This window comes from Brevibacterium siliguriense, from assembly GCF_900105315.1.
Classification (GTDB): domain Bacteria; phylum Actinomycetota; class Actinomycetes; order Actinomycetales; family Brevibacteriaceae; genus Brevibacterium; species Brevibacterium siliguriense.
Genome location: NZ_LT629766.1, coordinates 82,147 through 101,121, shown reverse-complemented (window position 1 = coordinate 101,121; position 18,975 = coordinate 82,147). Strand labels below are relative to the sequence as shown.

The 18,975-nt window shown below is 65.3% G+C and carries 16 protein-coding genes; 10 read left to right on the top strand and 6 right to left on the bottom strand.

Annotated elements, in window-relative coordinates; all coding sequences use genetic code 11:
* Genes kdpB through BLU88_RS00405 form a run of 4 tightly spaced genes read left to right on the top strand, consistent with a single transcriptional unit; the run spans position 1 to position 5,992 of the window.
* The gene (kdpB, locus tag BLU88_RS00420) at positions 1 to 2,025 is read left to right on the top strand and encodes a potassium-transporting ATPase subunit KdpB (protein ID WP_092009033.1); all 2,025 of its coding nucleotides are present in this window, start codon (positions 1 to 3) and stop codon (positions 2,023 to 2,025) included.
* A gap of 27 nt (positions 2,026 to 2,052) precedes the next feature.
* A complete protein-coding gene (locus tag BLU88_RS00415) occupies positions 2,053 to 2,688 on the top strand; it encodes a potassium-transporting ATPase subunit C (RefSeq protein ID WP_167356840.1) in 636 nt (211 codons plus the stop codon).
* The gene (locus BLU88_RS00410; protein WP_092009032.1) at positions 2,688 to 5,279 is read left to right on the top strand and encodes a DUF4118 domain-containing protein; all 2,592 of its coding nucleotides are present in this window, start codon (positions 2,688 to 2,690) and stop codon (positions 5,277 to 5,279) included. The genes BLU88_RS00415 and BLU88_RS00410 overlap by 1 nt, the downstream gene beginning before the upstream one ends.
* A gap of 32 nt (positions 5,280 to 5,311) precedes the next feature.
* A complete protein-coding gene (locus BLU88_RS00405; protein WP_092009031.1) occupies positions 5,312 to 5,992 on the top strand; it encodes a response regulator in 681 nt (226 codons plus the stop codon).
* A 69-nt stretch (positions 5,993 to 6,061) separates the two neighbouring features.
* Here BLU88_RS00405 and BLU88_RS00400 read toward each other — a convergent pair whose 3' ends face one another.
* Together BLU88_RS00400 and BLU88_RS00395 are read right to left on the bottom strand one after the other, a co-directional pair.
* A complete protein-coding gene (locus tag BLU88_RS00400) occupies positions 6,062 to 6,928 on the bottom strand; it encodes an IS3 family transposase (RefSeq protein ID WP_231939705.1) in 867 nt (288 codons plus the stop codon).
* Positions 6,929 to 6,936: 8 nt separating this feature from the next.
* Positions 6,937 to 7,506, bottom strand: coding sequence for a helix-turn-helix domain-containing protein (locus BLU88_RS00395; RefSeq protein ID WP_092009028.1), 570 nt, complete (start codon positions 7,504 to 7,506; stop codon positions 6,937 to 6,939).
* A 293-nt stretch (positions 7,507 to 7,799) separates the two neighbouring features.
* On the opposite strand from BLU88_RS00395, the gene BLU88_RS00390 reads away from it, so the two are divergent.
* From BLU88_RS00390 to dld, 5 genes are all read left to right on the top strand, one after another.
* Positions 7,800 to 9,194, top strand: coding sequence for a hemolysin family protein (locus BLU88_RS00390; protein ID WP_092009027.1), 1,395 nt, complete (start codon positions 7,800 to 7,802; stop codon positions 9,192 to 9,194).
* On the top strand, positions 9,191 to 10,216 hold the full coding sequence (locus BLU88_RS00385; RefSeq protein ID WP_092009026.1) for a CNNM domain-containing protein: 1,026 nt from the start codon (positions 9,191 to 9,193) through the stop codon (positions 10,214 to 10,216). Before BLU88_RS00390 ends, BLU88_RS00385 begins: the two co-directional genes overlap by 4 nt.
* Positions 10,217 to 10,331: 115 nt before the next feature.
* A complete protein-coding gene (locus BLU88_RS00380; protein WP_092009025.1) occupies positions 10,332 to 11,015 on the top strand; it encodes a GntR family transcriptional regulator in 684 nt (227 codons plus the stop codon).
* Positions 11,012 to 12,340: an MFS transporter gene (locus BLU88_RS00375; protein ID WP_231939507.1), complete on the top strand. Its 1,329-nt coding sequence runs from the start codon at positions 11,012 to 11,014 to the stop codon at positions 12,338 to 12,340. Before BLU88_RS00380 ends, BLU88_RS00375 begins: the two co-directional genes overlap by 4 nt.
* A 147-nt stretch (positions 12,341 to 12,487) precedes the next feature.
* Complete coding sequence (dld, locus tag BLU88_RS00370; protein WP_092009024.1) at positions 12,488 to 14,194, top strand: D-lactate dehydrogenase; 1,707 nt, start codon at positions 12,488 to 12,490, stop codon at positions 14,192 to 14,194.
* A 509-nt stretch (positions 14,195 to 14,703) separates the two neighbouring features.
* On the opposite strand, the gene BLU88_RS00365 is transcribed toward dld, so the two are convergent.
* From BLU88_RS00365 to BLU88_RS00355, 3 genes are all read right to left on the bottom strand, one after another.
* Positions 14,704 to 15,279, bottom strand: a complete 576-nt coding sequence (locus BLU88_RS00365; protein ID WP_092009023.1) for a hypothetical protein — start codon at positions 15,277 to 15,279, stop codon at positions 14,704 to 14,706.
* Positions 15,276 to 15,488 (bottom strand): helix-turn-helix transcriptional regulator, encoded by a 213-nt coding sequence (locus BLU88_RS00360; protein WP_092009021.1) that lies wholly within the window; start codon positions 15,486 to 15,488, stop codon positions 15,276 to 15,278. The genes BLU88_RS00365 and BLU88_RS00360 overlap by 4 nt, the downstream gene beginning before the upstream one ends.
* Before the next feature lie 350 nt (positions 15,489 to 15,838).
* Positions 15,839 to 17,080, bottom strand: a complete 1,242-nt coding sequence (locus tag BLU88_RS00355; RefSeq protein WP_092009017.1) for an MFS transporter — start codon at positions 17,078 to 17,080, stop codon at positions 15,839 to 15,841.
* A gap of 277 nt (positions 17,081 to 17,357) precedes the next feature.
* Here BLU88_RS00355 and BLU88_RS00350 point away from each other — a divergent pair, with 277 nt between their 5' ends.
* The gene (locus tag BLU88_RS00350) at positions 17,358 to 18,443 is read left to right on the top strand and encodes an LCP family protein (RefSeq protein WP_231939506.1); all 1,086 of its coding nucleotides are present in this window, start codon (positions 17,358 to 17,360) and stop codon (positions 18,441 to 18,443) included.
* A 32-nt stretch (positions 18,444 to 18,475) separates the two neighbouring features.
* On the opposite strand, the gene BLU88_RS00345 is transcribed toward BLU88_RS00350, so the two are convergent.
* Entirely contained in the window at positions 18,476 to 18,931 is a 456-nt protein-coding gene (locus BLU88_RS00345) for a hypothetical protein (RefSeq protein WP_092009016.1), read from the bottom strand.
* Positions 18,932 to 18,975 lie beyond the last annotated feature (44 nt).

Here is an 18,975-nt window from a genome sequence, read left to right as displayed (position 1 = left end):
ATGAGAACCATCACTGCCACCGCCCTCCTTCAGGCGAGCCTGCTTGGGCTGAAGAAACTCGACCCGCGCACCGCCTGGCGTAACCCCGTGATGTTCCTCGTCGAGATCGGCGCCGCCATCACCCTCATCCTCGCCATCATCGACCCGACCCGTTTCACCTGGGCGATCAGCATCTGGCTATGGCTGACCGTCGTCTTCGCCAACGCCGCCGAGGCACTCGCCGAGGGACGGGGCAAGGCTCAGGCCGACTCCCTGCGGGCCAGCCGGGTCAGCGTCGACGCAACCCGCGTTCTGCCGGGCGGGGAGGCCGAAACCGTGCCCGCCTCACAGCTTCGGGCCGGGGACTTGGTGCTCGTCACCGCAGGCGAGACGATCCCCGGCGACGGTGACGTCATCGAGGGTGCGGCCACCGTCGATGAATCTGCCATCACCGGCGAGTCCGCGCCCGTCATCCGTGAGGCCGGCGGTGACCGATGCGCCGTCACGGGCGGGACGAAGGTGCTCTCCGACTCGATCACCGTGACCGTGACCGCGAGCCCCGGCGAGAGCTTCCTCGACCGGATGATCTCGATGGTCGAGGGCGCGAACCGGCAGAAGACCCCCAACGAGGTGGCCCTCGGCGTCTTCCTCTCCGTGCTCACCGTCATCTTCATCCTCGTCGTGGCCAGCCTCGCCCCGATCGCTGCATTCTCCGGCGCCCAGCAGCCGCTGACCGTGCTCATCGCGCTCCTCGTCTGCCTCATCCCGACGACGATCGGCGCACTGCTCTCGGCGATCGGCATAGCCGGCATGGACCGGCTGGTCGCGGCGAATGTGCTCGCGAAGTCCGGCAGGGCCGTCGAGGCCGCCGGTGACGTGTCCACACTTCTGCTCGACAAGACCGGCACGATCACGATGGGCGACCGGCAGGCCACCGATTTCATTCCCTTGGGGTCGAACACACCCGCGCAGATCGCCGAGGCGGCCCGGCTGTCCTCCTTGGCCGATGACACCCCCGAGGGTCGGTCCGTCGTCACCCTCGCCGAGGCGGAGTTCCGCATCGACGCCGTGGGCCTCGAGGCCTACCCGGAGGCCGAGTTCATTCCGTTCTCCGCGACGACCCGCCTGTCCGGAATCGTCCTCCCTGTCGGCTCGGGCACCCGCACCGTCGTCAAGGGCGCGGCGAAGGAGGTCATCTCGTGGGCGCGCGACCGCGACGCCGAGATCCCCGAAGCCGCGACCGCCGAGGTCGAACGCATCAACACAGGGGGCGGCACCGCACTGCTCGTCGCCGAGGCGGTCGAATCCACAGCACAGGTGCTCGGCGTCATCGACCTCCGCGACATCGTCAAACCGGGCATGGCCGAACGATTCGCAACCCTGCGGGAGATGGGGATCCGGACGGTGATGATCACCGGCGACAACGAACTCACAGCCCGGGCGATCGCCCGTGAGGCCGGTGTCGATGATTTCCTCGCCGAGGCGACCCCGGAAGACAAGCTCGCCCTCATCAAGACCGAGCAGGCCGGGGGCCGGATGGTTGCAATGACCGGGGACGGGACGAATGACGCACCCGCGCTTGCCCAGGCCGATGTCGGGGTCGCGATGAATACGGGAACGACCGCGGCGAAGGAGGCCGGCAACCTCGTCGACCTCGATTCGGATCCCACGAAGCTCATCGACATCGTCGGAATCGGCAAGCAGCTGCTCATCACCCGCGGAGCGCTGACGACGTTCTCGATCGCCAACGACGTCGCGAAGTACTTCGCGATCATCCCGGCGATGTTCCTCCTTGCCTTCCCCGGGCTCGGGGCGCTCAACATCATGGGTCTGCACAGCCCCGCCTCGGCGATCCTGTCCGCGGTGATCTTCAACGCCCTCATCATTCTCGCCCTCATCCCTGTCGCGCTGCGCGGGGTCAGGTTCCGGGCGCGGACGGCCTCGTCGCTGCTGCGGATGAACCTTCTCGTCTTCGGCCTCGGCGGGCTCATCGTCCCGTTCATCGGCATCAAACTCATCGACTCAGTCATCGCCCCGCTGCTCTGAACTGTTCACCTCGAAAGGACAACCATCATGCTCCCCATCTTCGGCCGCCAGATCCTCACCGGGGCGCGCATGCTCCTCGTGCTCACGCTCGTTCTCGGCCTCGCGTACCCGTTGATGATGGTCGCGATCGGCCGCCTCATGCCCGCCCAAGAAGCGTCGATCCGCAACAGCGCCGGCGAGGTCGTCGGCAACGCCCACCTCGCTCAACCCGTGACCGGAGACGAATGGTTCTTCCCCCGGCCGTCGGCTGATGACTATGACGGACTGGCCTCCGGAGCGACGAACCTCGCAGCGAACAGTCCCGAACTCCTCACACAGATCGCCGACCGCCGCTCCCGGATCGCGAGCCGCGAGCGCGTCGACCCGGCGAGCATTCCTGCGGATGCCCTGACAGCCTCTGCGTCTGGTCTCGATCCGGACATCAGCCCTGAGTATGCTCGACTCCAGGTCCCCCGCGTCGCGCGGGAGACGGGACTGAGCAGGAAGGACGTGGCCGAGATGGTCGAGGCGAACACCCAGGACCCGGTGCTCGGCTTCATCGGTGAGCCTCACGTCAACGTCGTCACCCTCAACAACGACCTCGCGAACGGTTCGTCTGCGCACGTGGAGACGAACGACGGAGAGTCCACACACGCATCGACCACATCGACCGGCGGACGCTGATGGGCTCACCTCGGCGGGGCACGCTCACGGTCTTCCTCGGCTATGCGCCCGGGGTCGGCAAGACCGTCGCGATGCTCGAGGCCGCGGCCACTGCAGCAGGCAACGGCCGCGACGTCGTCATCGGCATCGTCGAGGACCACGGACGTGCCTTCACCCGGTCACTCGCCGAGGGATTCGAGACGATCGACCGCCGCCCGGTCGACTACCGGGGACGGACGTTTCACGAACTCGACACCGAGGGGGTGCTTGCGCGGGCGCCCGAACTCGTCATCATCGACGAGCTCGCTCATACGAATGTGCCGGGCGGGGCTGAGACCCGAACGAAACGGTGGGAGGACGTCGAGACGATCCTCGCTGCCGGCATCGACGTGTTCACGACGGTGAACATCCAGCACCTCGAATCGCTCGGTGACGTCGTCGGTGCGATCATCGGCCGCAACCAGGCTGAACGCGTGCCCGACCCGTTTCTCCGCGCCGCCGACGAGGTCGAACTCATCGACATCAGCCCCGCCGCCCTGCGGACCCGCCTGGTCGACGGTCGGATCTACGCGGCGGAGAAGGTCGACGCCGCGATGTCGAACTACTTTCGGCTCGGCAACCTCACCGCGCTGCGCGAACTCGCCTTGTTGTGGCTGGCCGACCGGGTCGACGAAGGACTCGAGAAGTACCGCGATGAAAAGGGCATCCGCGCCACCTGGGCTGCGCGCGACCGGATCCTCGTCGCCGTCACCGGCGGACCGGAATCGACGACGCTCATCCGGCGCGGACTGCGCATCGCCGGCCGGATCGCCGGCCGCGAACTCCACGTCGTCCACGTCATCGAACCCGACGGCACCCGCCGTTCGGGCGCCCCGCACCTGCTCTCCGCTCGCGAACTCGCCGAGGCGAACAACGCCGTCTGGCACACCGTGGTCGGAGACGATGTCGCCAAGGCCCTCATCGAGTTCGCCCGCACCCTCAACGCCTCGCAGATCGTCCTCGGAGTCTCGCGCACCCCGTGGTACCGGCGCGTGTTCGGCCCCGGCGTGGCCAACCGCGTGATCAGCGCTGCCGCCGACATCGACGTGCACATGGTCACCCACGCCCAGGCAGCCAAGTTCTGGCAGGTGGATCGGGAACGAACCCGGGAGAATCCGCTCTCGCAGGTTCGCCGCATCCTCGGCTGGGTCGTCGGCGCACTCGCCCCGCTGCTGCTCACGACCCTGTTCGTCGGGCTCGGCCCCGGGTCGACCTCGCTGAGCATGAACTTCCTCGCCTATATCACCGTCGTCGTGCTCGTCGCGCTCATCGGCGGACTGTGGCCGGCGGTGATGACGGCCGTATTCGGGGCCGGGCTCATCAATTTCTTCTTCACCCATCCAGTGAACTCGCTGACGGTGCGACAGTTCGAGAACATCCTCGCGCTCGTCATCTTCGTCGCGGTCGCCGTGGCCGTGGCCACGGTCGTCGACCTGGCCGCACGCCGCACCCGGCAGGCCCAAGCCGCCGAGCACGAGGCAGGTGTGCTCAGCGAGCTCGCGGGATCGATGATGGCCGAGGGAGACAGCCCCGAGTCGATGGTCGCCGGCATCTGCACGAGCTTCGCCCTCGACGGGGTCACCCTATTCGTCCGCGCCGACCGCGCGGGCGGCGCGGACGTGGCGGCCGCCTCGGCGGGGGAACCGATCGCATCACGGGCAGTAGCGAGCGAGGTCATCGACCTCGACGAGGACGCCTCGCTGGCGCTGAAGGGCCGACCGCTCAGCGCCGGCGAGCAGCGGATCCTCGACGCCTATGCGGGCAGGCTTCTGCGGGTACTCACGGAATCGGCCCTGCAGCGCAGCCGCACCGAGGCCAAAGAACTGTCGGCCGGCAACGCCGTGCGCACCGCCCTGCTCACCGCGGTCTCCCACGATCTGCGCACGCCGCTGGGCGCGATCACCACGGCGACGTCGACGCTGCTGCTCGACGAGATCGAGCTCTCGGAATCCGACCAGAAGCTCATGCTCACGACCATCGAGCACGGGGCCCAGCGCCTCGAGAAGCTCATCGACAACCTCCTCGACATGAGCCGCATCCAATCCGGGGCGGTGACGATCTCAACGGCACCGGTGCTCGTGGCCGATGTCGTCGCCTCGGCGCTGGAAGAACTCGACGAGGTTCAGTCGCGCGGGTCCGCGGCCGGTGACGGCGACAGCGATGGGCAGCCGCGGATCACTGTCGACGTCGACCCCGAGACCTGGGTCGACGTCGATGCGGGGCTCGTCGAACGCGTGCTGGTCAACATCATCGAGAACTCCGTGAAATACGGCGAAGGGGCCCCGATCACGATCGACTCCTCCACAGGCACCGGCGCGGTGCACCTGCGCATCGCCGACTCCGGTCCCGGGGTGGGGGCGGAGGCGCTTGAGAGCATCTTCAACCCGTTCACCAGGCTCAACGAGTTCAACACGAAGGGGCTCGGACTGGGCATGGCGGTCGCATTGGGCCTGTGCCGGGCGATGGGAATCGAGCTGAGCGCCGAGCCGACCCCTGGCGGCGGGTTCACCGCTGTGCTGACGATTCCGCGCCGAGGCGGGGCACCCGTGGCATCGGGAACGACGAGTGAGTAGGGTTCAGTGATGCCGGGCAGGGAGGGAGCCGCATGAAGCACGTGCTCATCGTCGAAGACGACACCGACATCGCTCGTGCCGTGAGCGTGGGACTGCGTGGGAAAGGCCACGAGGTCACGATCGCCGCCAGCGGGCGACAGATGAACGAGGCGCTCGCCGAGGCGGCCGTCGACGTCATCATCCTCGACCTCGGTCTGCCCGACATCGACGGGATCGAACTCATCATGCAGGTGCGTCGGTGGAGCCAGGTGCCCATCGTCGTCATCTCGGCCCGCCACGACGCGCACGGTAAGATCGCCGCCCTCGACGCCGGGGCCGATGACTACGTGACGAAGCCATTCTCGCTCGGTGAGGTGCTGGCCCGTCTGCGTGCGATCGAGCGGCGCTCAGGCGTGGCGGCCGATTCGAGTGTCGTGGCCACCGGTGACGGTCGGGTCGTCATCGACCTCGCCGCCCACGTCCTTCACGTTGAAGGCGCCGAGGTGCACCTCACGCCGATCGAATGGAACATGCTCAGCGTCTTCGCCAAGCACAGGGGTGCGCTCGTCGATGCGACCACCCTGCTCACCGAGGTGTGGGGTCCCGAGTATGCGGGGGAGCGCGGCTACCTGCGGGTCTACATGTCCCAGCTGCGGCAGAAGCTCGAGGCCGACCCCGCCCGACCACAGTATCTGCACACGCAGATGGGCATGGGCTACCGCTTCACCCCCTGACTATTGCTACCCGACGGCGGCCCAGCAACCTGGCGTGGAGTGGTCCCCAATAGTTGGACTGCTGTGGGGTCAGCATAGAGCGGTTACGGCCTCTGTGGCATTGGCGGTCTTGGTCCGATACTCCATCGGAGCAAGACCGCCAAGTCGTGTCGAGATCCTCTCAAAGTTATACCAGTGAATGTACTCATCGATCGCGGTCTTGAGGTCCTCGACAGTGTCGAACTTCTGCAGATAGAACATTTCAGACTTCAATTGCCCGAAGAAGTTCTCCGCGACCGCGTTATCCCAACAATTTCCCTTCCGCGACATCGACGGGCGTGCACCATACTCGGCCAAGATCGCCGCCCACGACACGTGCTGGTACTGAAACCCCTGGTCCGTGTGCACCAACGGTGCCTGACCCGGCCGAAGCCCCTGGCATGCCCTGATCAGTGACTCGTTCGTCAACGCCGTGTTCGGTGACGTCGACATCGAGTACGACACCACACTGGTATCGAAGAGATCAATGACCGGTGACAGATACAGTTTCTGATCCGCCACAGCGAATTCCGTGACGTCAGAGACCCATTTCTCATTCGGTTCCTCAGCAGTGAAGTCCCGGTTGAGGACATTGCCAGCCACACGGCCGACCGTGCCGCGGTGGGAGTTGTACCGCTTCCGGCGCACCTTGGTCTTGATCCCCATGTCCTGCATCAACCGCAGCACGGTCTTCTTCGCAATCGACAGGCCCTCTTTGACCAAGACAGTCATAATCTTGCGGTGCCCGTAGCGTTCGTTGCTGTCGGTGAAGATCTCCCGGATCCGGGCCCTCACCTGCACATACGGGTCAGGTCTCTGACCGAAGCGTTTCTGGTGATAGAAAAACGTCGACCGCGCCAACCCCGCAATGCTCAGCAGCAGTGACAGTGGGTAGTCCGCCTTGAGACTGGCAACAATGCGTGCTTTTACAGCTGCCCGTTCTGCCTCAAGGCCTTCAGTTTTTTTAAGTACGCGTTCTCCGCTTCCGCCCGCAGCAGCCGGTCTTGTAACTGCCGGTACTCGGCCAGGCTGATGTCCTCGACCCGAGTCTTCTTCGCCATCACATCCGGCTTCGACGGTGCCGGGTCGGCATCCGGGTCCTGCCCGTGATCGATCGCGCGCATGCGAGCTGTTTTGCCCTTCCCCGATGCTTTGCGTGGGGTGAAAGCGTCCTCGCCCTTGTCTCGGTATTCCTTGACCCAGTCGAGGATCGGTCGCGATGATGCCAGGCCGAGTTCCTTGGCGAGTTCGACTTTGTGTTCACCGTCGAGGTATCGCTTCGCGGTCGCGATCTTCTGCTCTGCTGGTATGCGCCGGGGCTGGTGGGGTTCCATGACCGATATTGTTCCACGCACTAACCACCGGTCGTGGAGGAGTTTGAGTGTGGGTTTGTGGACGTCGAGCTTCGTGGCTGTCGCAGCGTATCCGTAGCCGTGGTCGAACAGTTCGATCGCGGCACGGGCTTGGACGTTGGTGATCAGACAGTCCTTGCGCATGGAGTAGTCCCTTCAAGTTGGTTTGTGTTGATCACAGTCCAACTTTCGGGGACCACTCCAGCGCGAGGTTGCTGGGCCGCCGTCGGGTAGCAATAGTCAGGGGGTGCAGTTTCAGCGTTCTGCCAGCCGGGGCCAGGATAATTGTGTCCAGCCGCCCACGTAGACACTTTCGGAAGGACCATGGACGACTATCGAAGTCCCGGCTGGGACATCACACTTCGCACCTCAGAACAATTCAATAGCGCGCGGGCAGACGCTCTGCGAGCATCGAGCGCGCGGGCAGGTGGTCGCCGTTGACCTGGCTGCTCTCGCTGCTCGCAGGCCTCCTCGTCGTCCTTCTCATCACGGTGGCCACCGGCTACTTCGTGGCGCAGGAATTCGCGTACATGGCCGTCGACCGCTCCCGCCTCGCCGCCCGTTCCGCCGCTGGTGATCGCGCCGCAGACCGGGCCCTGTTCATCACCCGCCGCACCTCCTTCATGCTCTCCGGAGCACAGCTGGGCATCACCGTCACCGGCCTGCTCGTCGGCTACGTGGCCGAACCGCTCATCGGCACGGCCGTCGGCGAGGCACTCGGCGGTACCCCGATCCCTGCCGGCACCGGCATCCTCATCGGCACCGTCCTCGCCCTGCTCGTCTCGACGCTCATCCAGATGCTCTTCGGCGAGCTGTTCCCGAAGAACCTCGCCATCGCCCGCCCCGAGGCGCTCGCCACCTGGCTCGCCCGCTCGACCGCGATCTATCTGGCCCTGTTCGGCTGGCTCATCACGATCTTCGACAAGGCCTCGAACGCCCTGCTGCGCGTCCTCGGGATCGAACCGGTCCACGACGTCGACCACTCCGCCACCCGGCGCGACCTCAAACACATCGTCGCCGAATCCCGTGAGGGCGGCGAGATCGTCGACGACGATTCGCTCATACTCGACCGCATCCTCGACTTCCCACAGCAGAGCGTCGCCCACGCCATGGTGCCGCGCTCACGCGTCGACGTCATCGACATCGACACGCCCCTGGACGAGGTGCGCGACTTGATGAGCCGCGGCCACTCCCGCTACCCCGTCCTCGATGTCGACGATCAGGTGATCGGCACTATCGACCTCCTCGATGTCCTCGCCGAGGCGGCACCGAGCCCCGCCGACACCGTCACCGAGGCGGCGCCGGGCCCCACCGACACCGTCTCCGGGATCCGTTCCTTCCTGCGTGACCCGGTCTTCGTGCCGGAATCCCTGCCACTTCCGGATGCGGTGGCGACGCTGCTGAAGCGCCGGGAGCAGATGGCCTTCGTCGTCGATGAATACGGCGGCTTCGCCGGAATCCTGACGATGGAGGACCTCGGCGAGGAACTCGTCGGTGACATCGCCGACGAACACGACCACATCCTCGAAGAACTCGTCGAGACCGGTGACCGCACCTGGACGGCGCCCGGAATCGTTCCCCTCGACGAGGTGGCCCGCGTCATTCAGCGCGAACTGCCGGCCACCTCGGCGCAGACCCTGTCGGGACTCGTCATCGAACACCTCCGCGGATTCCCCGAGGCCGGTGACCGGGTCTCGGTCGAGCTGCCGATCGATCCCGCCGACCTCGGCGGAAACGACACCCTGGAGACCGAGCATCTCGTCATCGACGTCATCGAGGTGGCCACGCATGTGCCCTCGCGGCTGCGGATCGGAATCGAGGTGGAACGATGAGCAATCCCTGGATCATCACAGCGATCACGATCGCCATCATCGGCCTCAGCGCTTTCTTCGTCGCCGTCGAATTCGCGCTCATCGCCGCCAAACGGCACCGTCTCGAAGACGCAGCCGCGGACAGTCGGTCCGCCCGAGCCGCCCTGCGCAGCTCGACCGAGCTGTCGGTGCTGCTGGCGGGGTCGCAACTGGGCATCACGGCCTGCACCCTGGCGCTCGGGGCGATCACGAAACCGGCCGTCCATCACTGGATCACCCCGGTCGCCGAGGCACTGGGCCTGCCGCTGTGGATCGCGGACATCGTCGGCTTCGTCCTCGCCCTCATCATCGTCACTTTCCTCCACCTCGTCGTCGGTGAGATGGCGCCGAAGTCGTGGGCGGTGGCGCATCCGGAGCGCTCGGCGATCATGCTGGCTCTGCCGATGCGGGCCTTCATGTTCCTCACCCGCCCGCTGCTGCACGTGCTCAACAACGCGGCGAATGCGTGCCTGCGCCTGGTCAAGGTCGAACCCGTCGACGAGGTCGATCAGGCGCACACGCCGGAGGATCTGCGGCAGCTGCTGCAGCATTCGGCGCAGGCGGGAACCCTGGAGAAGGAGTCCTCGGCGGCTCTGCTCGGAGCCCTCGACCTCACCCGGCTGAGTCTTGACGAGCTCGTGGCCGGCCGTCGGGAACCGACGGCCGTCGGCCCGGCAGCGACCGCGGGTGAGGTGCGGGAGATCTCGCGCCGCGACCGACATCGTCGCATCCTCGTGCGCACCGAGGCTGACGGCCCGCTGAGTCATGTGGTGCATGTCAGGGATGTGCTGGGGCTCGCCGAGGATGCTCCCATCGCCGAGGCGGTCCGTCCGGTCACTGTCTTGCCGCGATCGATGACCGTGGTCCGCGCCTTCGAAGCGATGCGGGATGAGGGCACCCAACTGGCGCTCGTCGAACGCGGCGACGGACGCCACTCCGTCGTCACCGTCACTGACGTTCTCACCCACCTGCTCACCACCGGCCAGGTGCCCTCCCCACCCTGAATTACTACCTGACGGCGGCCCAGCAACCTCGCGCGAGGTTGCTGGGCCGCCGTCAAGTAGTTCTGAGCCAGGATATGATGCATCTATCAATGTATGCATCTGTTAGGGTGGTGCCGTGAACGAACTGCTGACGCTCCCATGGCAACGCACTACCGACACCTCGCCGATCGCTGCCCGGATGGCTGCATGGGCGGCCCGGGAGATCATCGAGGGCCGCTACGAATCCGGCGAACTCCTCATCGAAGCCGACCTCGCCGAGGCTCACAAAGCCAGTCGGACCCCTGCCAGGGAGGCGATGCTCCAGCTCGAACGCTGGCGCCTCGTCCGACTCGTGCCGAAGAAGGGCGCACTCGTGACCACGGTGACGGCCAAGGAGCGCCGCGACCTGCTGGCCGTCCGGTCAATGTTCGAGATCGACGCCGTCCAAGCTCTGGCTGACGGTGGCGACCTCACAGCGCTCGCCGCTGACTTGCGGGCCCTGCTCGACCACCAGAGGGCGGCACTCGAATCCGATGACCCGCTCGGCTTCGCCAGCGTCGACTACGCTTTCCATGCCCGACTCATCCGCAGCAGCGACAACGGCATCGTCGATGAGCTGCTGACGACGATGGGCCCCCGGCTGGCGCGGTTGACCTACCAGGTCGCCATCGAGGCGCCGCACACCCTCGAGACGCTGCTGTCCGAACACGCAGATCTGACCTCTCGCGCCGAGTCCGGCGACGTCACCGGCTTCTCCCGCCTCGTCCACGACCACATCGAGCGCTCCCATTTCCCCGACGACCACGATCTGCGAATATGACACCCCACACCTCCACTGACACAATTGACCCCATCCTCGCCGAGGCGGTCCCACCGAACTCGACCACTGCCGGGTTCGCCGCGACCGCCGCGTCCGTTGCGGATGGCGCGCCCTCCCGGCGTCGAGGCGGTTCCGCGCCGCGCCGGCATTCTTGGCTGCGGGTGGCTCCGGCAATGTTCCTTCTCGCGTGGGGAGGCAATCATTTCACCCCGCTCGTGCATATGTATGAGGAGGACGGCGGCTACGCCATCTGGCAGGCGAATCTGCTGCTGGGGATGTACGTGGGCGGACTCATTCCGGGACTGTTGGTCGCCTCGGCGCTGTCGGATCGGCACGGTCGCAAACCGGTCCTCATCGCCGGATCGCTCGCCGCAATCGTCGGCAGCCTGGGCCTCGGGCTCGGTTTCGATCTGTTCTGGCTGCTCTGCCTGGGCCGGGTGCTCGCGGGGATCGGCGTCGGGGTGGCGATGTCGGTGGGCACGAGCTGGATCAAAGAACTCTCGGCCCCGCCGTTCGATCACACAGCTGGAATCACAGCCGGTGCCCGGCGTCCTTCACTGACGCTGACCTTGGGGTTTGCCATGGGTGCGGCGGTCACCGGATGCCTGGCCCAATGGGGTCCGGTGCCCGAAGTCGTGCCCTACGCCGTGCACGGAGTGCTCAACTTCGCCTCCCTGATCCTGGTGGTCTTCGCGCCGGAATCGATGCCGCGCGACCAACGGGCAGACGGGCATTGGTGGCTCGGTCTGCGCGTTCCGCTCGTCGCACATCGGACGTTCCTGCGACTGATCGTGCCGGCGGCGCCCTGGGTGTTCGGTGCCGCCGGGGTCGCCTATGCCGTGATGCCGGCGATCGTGCAGCGGGAGCTGGGGGAGTGGACGACCCTGTACGCCACGGTGCTCACCGTCGTCACGCTCGGAGCCGGTGCGTTGGTGCAGAATATCGTGCCGTGGATCAACCGACTGACCGGCGGGCGGGCACTCGTCGTCGGACTCGGGCTGATGACCGTGGGGATGGGGCTCGGGGCGGTGGCCGCACTTCTGGCGGACCCGATCCTTGCGTTCATCGTGGCGATCGTGCTCGGTGTCGCCTACGGAATCTGTGTGGTCTCCGGACTCATCATCGTCCAGGCCATCGCCTCACCGCACGAGCTCGCCGGCATCACCGGGGTTTACTACTGCCTCGCCTACTCCGGGTTCTTGCTGCCGACGGTGCTCGCCGCCCTGCTGCCCGTGCTCTCCTACAGCCTGTCGCTGGCCGGTCTTGCCGTCATCTGCTTGGCCTGCCTCGGCGCCGTGGCTCGCGCCATCACCCGCCCATGGTGACCCCCCTAACTACTACCCGACGGCGGCCCAGCAACCTGGCGCCAGGTATCTGGGCCGCCGTCGGGTAGCAATTAGGAGGGGTCGCGGGGTGCGAACCCAGACACCTACCATGAGAACAACCGTCGCCTACTGATAGGGATCGACCATATGCCCGGTAAGACACGCCATCAGTCCCCAGCCGTCAACGCGTTCATCGACATCATGGGGCCGCGCCACGTCCTCACCACCGCGCGGGCGACCGCACCATACGCCAAGGGCAACCGCTTCGGCGGAGGCAATGTGCTGGCCGTGCTGCGACCGGGCAGCCTCGTCGACATGTGGCGGGCCCTGCAGGTCTGCGTCGACAACGACCTCATCGTCATTCCGCAGTCGGCTAACACCGGTCTGACCGGCGGTTCCGGCCCCGGTGCGCAGGATTACGATCGCCCGATCGTCATCATCTCGACCTTGAGGATCAACCAGATCTACCTCATCAACGACGCCCGCGAAGCGATCTGCCTGGCCGGATCCACCCTGTACGAACTCGACGAGAAACTCGCCCCGCTGCATCGCGAACCCCACTCGGTCATCGGCTCGTCCTCGATCGGTGCTTCCGTCATCGGCGGCATCGCCAACAATTCCGGAGGCTCCCAGATCCGCAAGGGTCCGGCGTTCACGAAAAACGCGATCTTCGCCCGCGTCAACGAGGATGGGCGACTCGAACTCGTCAACCACCTCGGCGTGGAGCTCGGTGACGACCCCGCCCATATCCTCGACAAACTCCAACGCGGCGATTGGGACCCGGCAGGCGTCACTCCCGCGCCCGAGGACACGATGGAGACCGAGTACGGGGAGCAGATCCGAAAGGTCGTCGATTCCCCGGCCCGGTTCAACGCGAACTCCGACTACCTGTACGAGGCCTCCGGTTCGGCTGGAAAGCTGATGGTCTTCGCCGTGCGCACCCGCACCTTCCCGAAGGAGGAGGGAGCGACCACGTTCTACGTCGGTACGAACTCCCCGGCCGAGCTCGAGGACCTTCGTCGGGCGATCCTCACCTCGGACATGCCGCTGCCGATCTCGGGCGAATACATGGGCCGGCCGTCATTCGACCTCGCGGAGAAGTATGGCAAGGACACGTTCGTCTCGATCAAGCACGCTGGCAGCCGCGAGCAGATCAAGCTGTTCGCGCTGAAGAACTGGGCCAACGGTGTGTTCGCGAAGCTGCCGTTCTTCGGTGAGACCGTCGCCGACACGATCGCGCAGACCGCGTTCGGCCTGCTGCCGCAGCAGCTGCCCAAGCGGATGCTCGAGTATCGCGATCGGTTCGAGCATCATCTTCTCCTCGTCGTCAGCGCCGATGAGAAAGCGCGGATGGGTGCGTTCCTCGATGATTTCTTCGCCGAGGCGGCTCACCAGGGTGAGTATTTCGTGTGCAGTGCCGATGAGGCTCAGTCCGCGATGCTGCATCGGTTCGGTGCCGCGAGTGCCGCAACCCGGTACTTCAACCTCAACCGCGAGGACTCCTCGGACATGATCACCTTCGACGTGGCACTGCGTCGAGATGACGAGGACTGGCTCGAGGTGCTGCCCGACGAGATCGCCGACCAGCTGCACATCAGCTCCTACTACGGCCACTTCTTCTGCCACGTCTTCCACCAGGACCATGTGGCGAAGAAGGGCGTCGACACGGTGGCGCTGAAGAAGCAGATGACCGAGCTGCTCGAGGCTCGGGGTGCGGCCGTGCCCGCCGAACACAACTTCGGCAGGCTCTACCACGTGCCGCCGGAGATGGAGGCCCACTTCAAGGAGCTCGACCCGCACAACGTCTTCAATGCCGGAGTCGGCGAAACGTCTGCGAAGAAGGACTGGGCATAAGCGTCCCGCACCGTTTGACGACCACCGGATACCGGCTGCTGAGCACCAACAACTCCACGAGTCAGCTCGGCGGCATCCTGTACCGCAGACTGCAGAACACCCCGGAGGACCGGGGTGTTCTGGCGCTAACGATGTGAGATGCAGGAGGTATGGCGACAAGTGCGGCCAGCGGCAGGGCATGGCGCTGACGGTGAGGAGAGTGGGACGCAGGCGTGGACGCGGGGACGCCTGGACCTGTCCTCTGCGCGACCGGATTCTCAGGTAGATATCTGTAGAAATCCTCCTCGGAAATCAACGTTTGCCTACCGGGGAATCCTGAGCCACGGGCTCGGCGCGAAGGTGCCGCGCCAGCGCGCCAGTGCACCAGCGAGTCCCGCACCGCCACGCGACTTCCGGCCCCACACCGCCGCTACCGCAGCACCACTGCCGACCTCCGCCTCCACAACCTTCACGCGCCGCTGGAATTGGTGATGGATGCTCAAGCGCCGAGCCTCATCTGCCGATACGCATCAGTCTTCGTCCTCGATCTCAGCGGCAGCGGCTGCCTCGGCGCGGGCCTGTTTGATCTTGCGTACACGGGAGATCGTCAACATTGTGATCGTGATGACGAAACCGAGGGCCGCACCGATCACGACGGAGTAGGTGCTGGTTGAGGCGCCGAACATTGCCTTCGCTCCCATACCGGCATCGATGAGCGGATAGCCCTCACTTATGTGGAAGACAATCGCACCGACCCACACGATCGCGAACACCGCTCCGACAATGTTGCCGACGATCAGCCGCCTCGGCGAAACACGCGCCATTGCCATGGAGAAGTCCACATTCTCGCGCTTGCAGTACGCAGAGACGACGATACTGGTGACCATCGACCCGAGAACGATCAACACACTCCACATTCCGGCACCGAGCACGGCAAAGATGAGCCCGAGCGCGAAGAACACGTAGGTGGAGACGACGGCGCCCAGTGTATACGCTCGCAGAATGACGTCGCGTTCGCGCTCGTCTCCCATTGAGGGGTCGTTGAAGCCGGCGATTCGATCGGCAAAAGCGTTGGGGCGGTTCTTCTTGTCACTGACGTAGTTCATGGGGATTCCTCCTGGAGCGAGAAGATCTCTTCGACTGTCGTATCCAAGGCTCGGGCGATGCGCAGCGCCAGATACACGCTGGGGGCGTAGTCGCCGCGCTCGGTCGCGATGATCGTCTGCCGCGACACCCCGGTGAGTTGGGCCAGCTGTGCCTGTGTCAGACCCGCAGCCTTGCGAACCTGCTTGAGGTCCGAAGTCTGAACTTCCATTTCGTTCCTTGATGTCAACTTCTCTTTACATCTAAAAGTAAAGCATGCATGACACCAGGATGTCAATGATCTTTGACATCGCCGAGGTGACCCTGTCGTCCCGTGTTTCCGCAGGCTCGCGATCGGGCCACCACGGCCGGGCTGAGCGGTCGCGCCGCCATCCCCTCCGCGCATCACCTCCCGCAAACGCGAAAACACCCCGCCGCAACGGGGTGTTTTGTCGCTATTGGTGACGGATGTGCAGCCAGTGACGCGAAGAGAGACGAACGCGAGGGTGTGACATTAGCAGTCACGGATGCTCGCCGAGGCGGGCGAGACAGCGATCGCGCAAGCACTCGTCCCAGCGTCGTTTACGGTTCCACAACTCGCTCGCGCCGACGGTCCTTCGCCAGCCGCGCTTCATGACTCGACCGCGAAGGGTTCAGAAGCTTCAGCAGCGACAGGGCGATCACAGCCCCCAGTACCGCGCAGCCGGCGGGCAGCAGCATTGCAGTCTTCGCATCGTAGGCATCGATGATGTTGCCGGCGACGGCCGATCCGAACGCGACGCCGAAGCCCAGCGAGGTGCCCAGCCAGGCGAACGCCTCGGTGAGCCGGCGCGGGGGAGCGAGCTGCTCGATGACGGAGTTCGCACCGATGAGGCTCGGGGCAATCGCCGATCCGACGACGATGAGGATGATGCCGTAGGTGACCATCGAATTCGCCAGGAGCATCAGGCACGCGCCCACAGCCAGGGCGGACACGGCCACGCCGAATCGGTGGTGCACAGCGGCCTGCCAGTTGCGTGCCCCGTACAGCGCACCGGAGATCAGCGACCCCAGCGCCAGACAGGACAGCAGCACGCCGGCGGTGGACTTCACGCCGAGTTCGTCGGCGAAGGCGACTGCGATGACGTCGATGGCACCGAAGTTCACGCCGAGGAAGATGTTGACGATGATGATCGCGAAGATGCCCGGGTTCGAGAACACATGCCCCTTCGCCTCGTTCGTCCGCTCCACCGGCGGGGGTTCGGTCGACTTCTGGATGTAGAGCAGGAGCGATCCCACGCCCACGGTGATCATCGAGAGGATGATTCCCGCCGGTGGCCACACCGCCGTCGCGAGCACCGTGGCCAGCACCGGTCCGGAGACGAACATCAGCTCATCGGCGACCGATTCCCATGAGAAAGCGGTCTGCAGCTTCTTCGGGGAGTCGACGATATGCGACCAGCGCGAACGCACCAGGGAACCGACGGAGCCGACAGTGGCGCCGCCGATGCCTGCGAAGGCGAAGACGAATCCCGTCCACCATTCCTCGTACACGGAGACGATGAGCAGGGCCAACGCGATGAGGTGGGTGACGACGATGGGCACCATGACCTTCGCCTGGCCGAGGCGGTCGACGAGGCGTGCGATCCCGGGGCCGGCAAGCGCTTGGACGATCATGTACACGGCAGAGACGATGCCCGCCATGCCGTAGGACCCGGTCACGCCCTGGATGAAGAGGACGATGCCCAGGCCCAGCACTGCGATGGGCATCCGGGCGACGAGACCGGCCAAGGAGAACTTGAGCGCACCGGGAAGCGACAGAATTTCCCGATAGTTATTGAACACCAGGAAAGTCTATCCAGCCCTGACCCGGCCGACCATGCCGAGCCCGCGTTATTACTGGTGAGTCCCCTCACCTCGGCGGCGGATCCCATCAGTGGGCAGCGAACGGATGCCATCCCGGTCCACCGCGTCGAAATCGGGGATTTCGACGTCTGACAAGGAAGAACACCTCGCCGAGGCGGCCCACCTCTCCCGTCGGCTCGCGTGCTTCGATCCGGGGTGCGCCGCGCGGCTGAGAAATGGGTCACCTCTGTCGCTATACAATGAGCGGGATTGCCCAATGACCCCGGCGCCCGGCGCCGACCGCTCAAACTCCGGAGTGCCGATGACGGACAACACCACCTTCGACGATCTCTTCGACCACCAGAACGAGGAACAGCAGCGCCCGCGCAAGAAGAAGCGCGTCTGGCGCAAGGTCCTCGTGGCGCTGCTGATCATCGTCATCCTCGGAGTGCTCGGCATCGGGCTCTACGTCTGGAGCGTCGGCCGGTCGTTCGACAAGAACGCGAACCAGCTCAGCGACGAGCAGGTCTTCGGCAAGTCCGGCGGCGGCAAGGAAGGCGACGGCACGAACATCCTGCTGCTCGGCTCGGACGAGTCGATGAAAGATGTCGACGTCAACGATTCGCGCGGACTGCGCTCGGACACGATCATGGTCATGCATCTGCCGGAGGACGGCGGGAACGTCCAGATCATGTCGATCCCGCGCGACACCTACGTCGACATCGAGGGCCACGGAAAGTCGAAGATCAACTCGGCGCTGTCCTACGGGGGTCTGCCGCTGGCCGTGTCGACGGTCTCGGACTTCATCGGCACCGAACTCGATCACGTGGCGATCATCGATTTCGAGGGATTCAAGGCACTGACCGACAGCCTCGGCGGGGTGACCGTGAACTCCGAGCAGGCGTTCGAGAAGAACGGCTACACGTTCACCAAGGGCGAGAACGTCCTCAACGGCGACCAGGCTCTGACCTTCGTGCGTGAGCGCAAGCAGTTCCAGGACGGCGACTTCCAGCGTGCGCGCAATCAGCAGGCGTTCATCCGCGGGCTGACGAACGAGATGATCTCGGCCGACACCCTGTCGAACCCGAAGAAGATCCAGGACATGGTCAAGAACTTCGCGCCGTACATGTACGTCGACTCGGGCCTGGACGCGAAGTACATCTCCTCGACCGCGTTCAACATGCGCGACGTCCGCCCCGGCGACATCGAGTTCTTCACCGCCCCCGTCGCCGGCGTCGGCACCTCCCCGGACGGTCAGTCGATCGTCAACGTCGACGAAGAGGAGCTGAAGAAGGTCCGCGACGCGTTCAAGAACGACACCGTGGCCGACTACGTGCAGAACGCCCCGGAGGCGCACCTGTAAGACCTCGCCGAGGCGGTCAGAGGGCTGGAACTTCAGTCCTCGAAGCTGATCCTGTGCACTGCATTGGCGGTGCCCCACTCGTTATCGGGGTTGGAGACAGCCTCGGTGGGCAGTCCGAGCGACATCTTCTCGCCCGTGACGGTGTTCTCGTAGTCGACGTAAGTCGTGCCGGCGGCACCTTCTGCGCCGACGCGGTCCCAGTGGGTGACTTCGTCGTCGCTATGAGACTGCAGCTCTTCAGCGACCCTGGTCGAAGCGAAAGCCTCAACCCGGTCCGTATCGCCCTTTCCCCAGGCTCGGACGAGTTCGTCGGCGTATTTGACCGGATCGGTCGGGTAATAGACAGACTGCGTGTCGACGTCCGAAACAGCTGACTGGGTCGATGTTTCGGCGGCCATTGCTGGTCCTGTCGCGAGTCCGAGGCCGGCGAGTCCGGCGACGGCGGCGATTCCCAGGGCTGCTGTGCGATTGCGAACGGGGTGCTTCATTGTGGCTGATCCTCTCGTCGTGTCAGCCGCAGCGACGTGTGTCG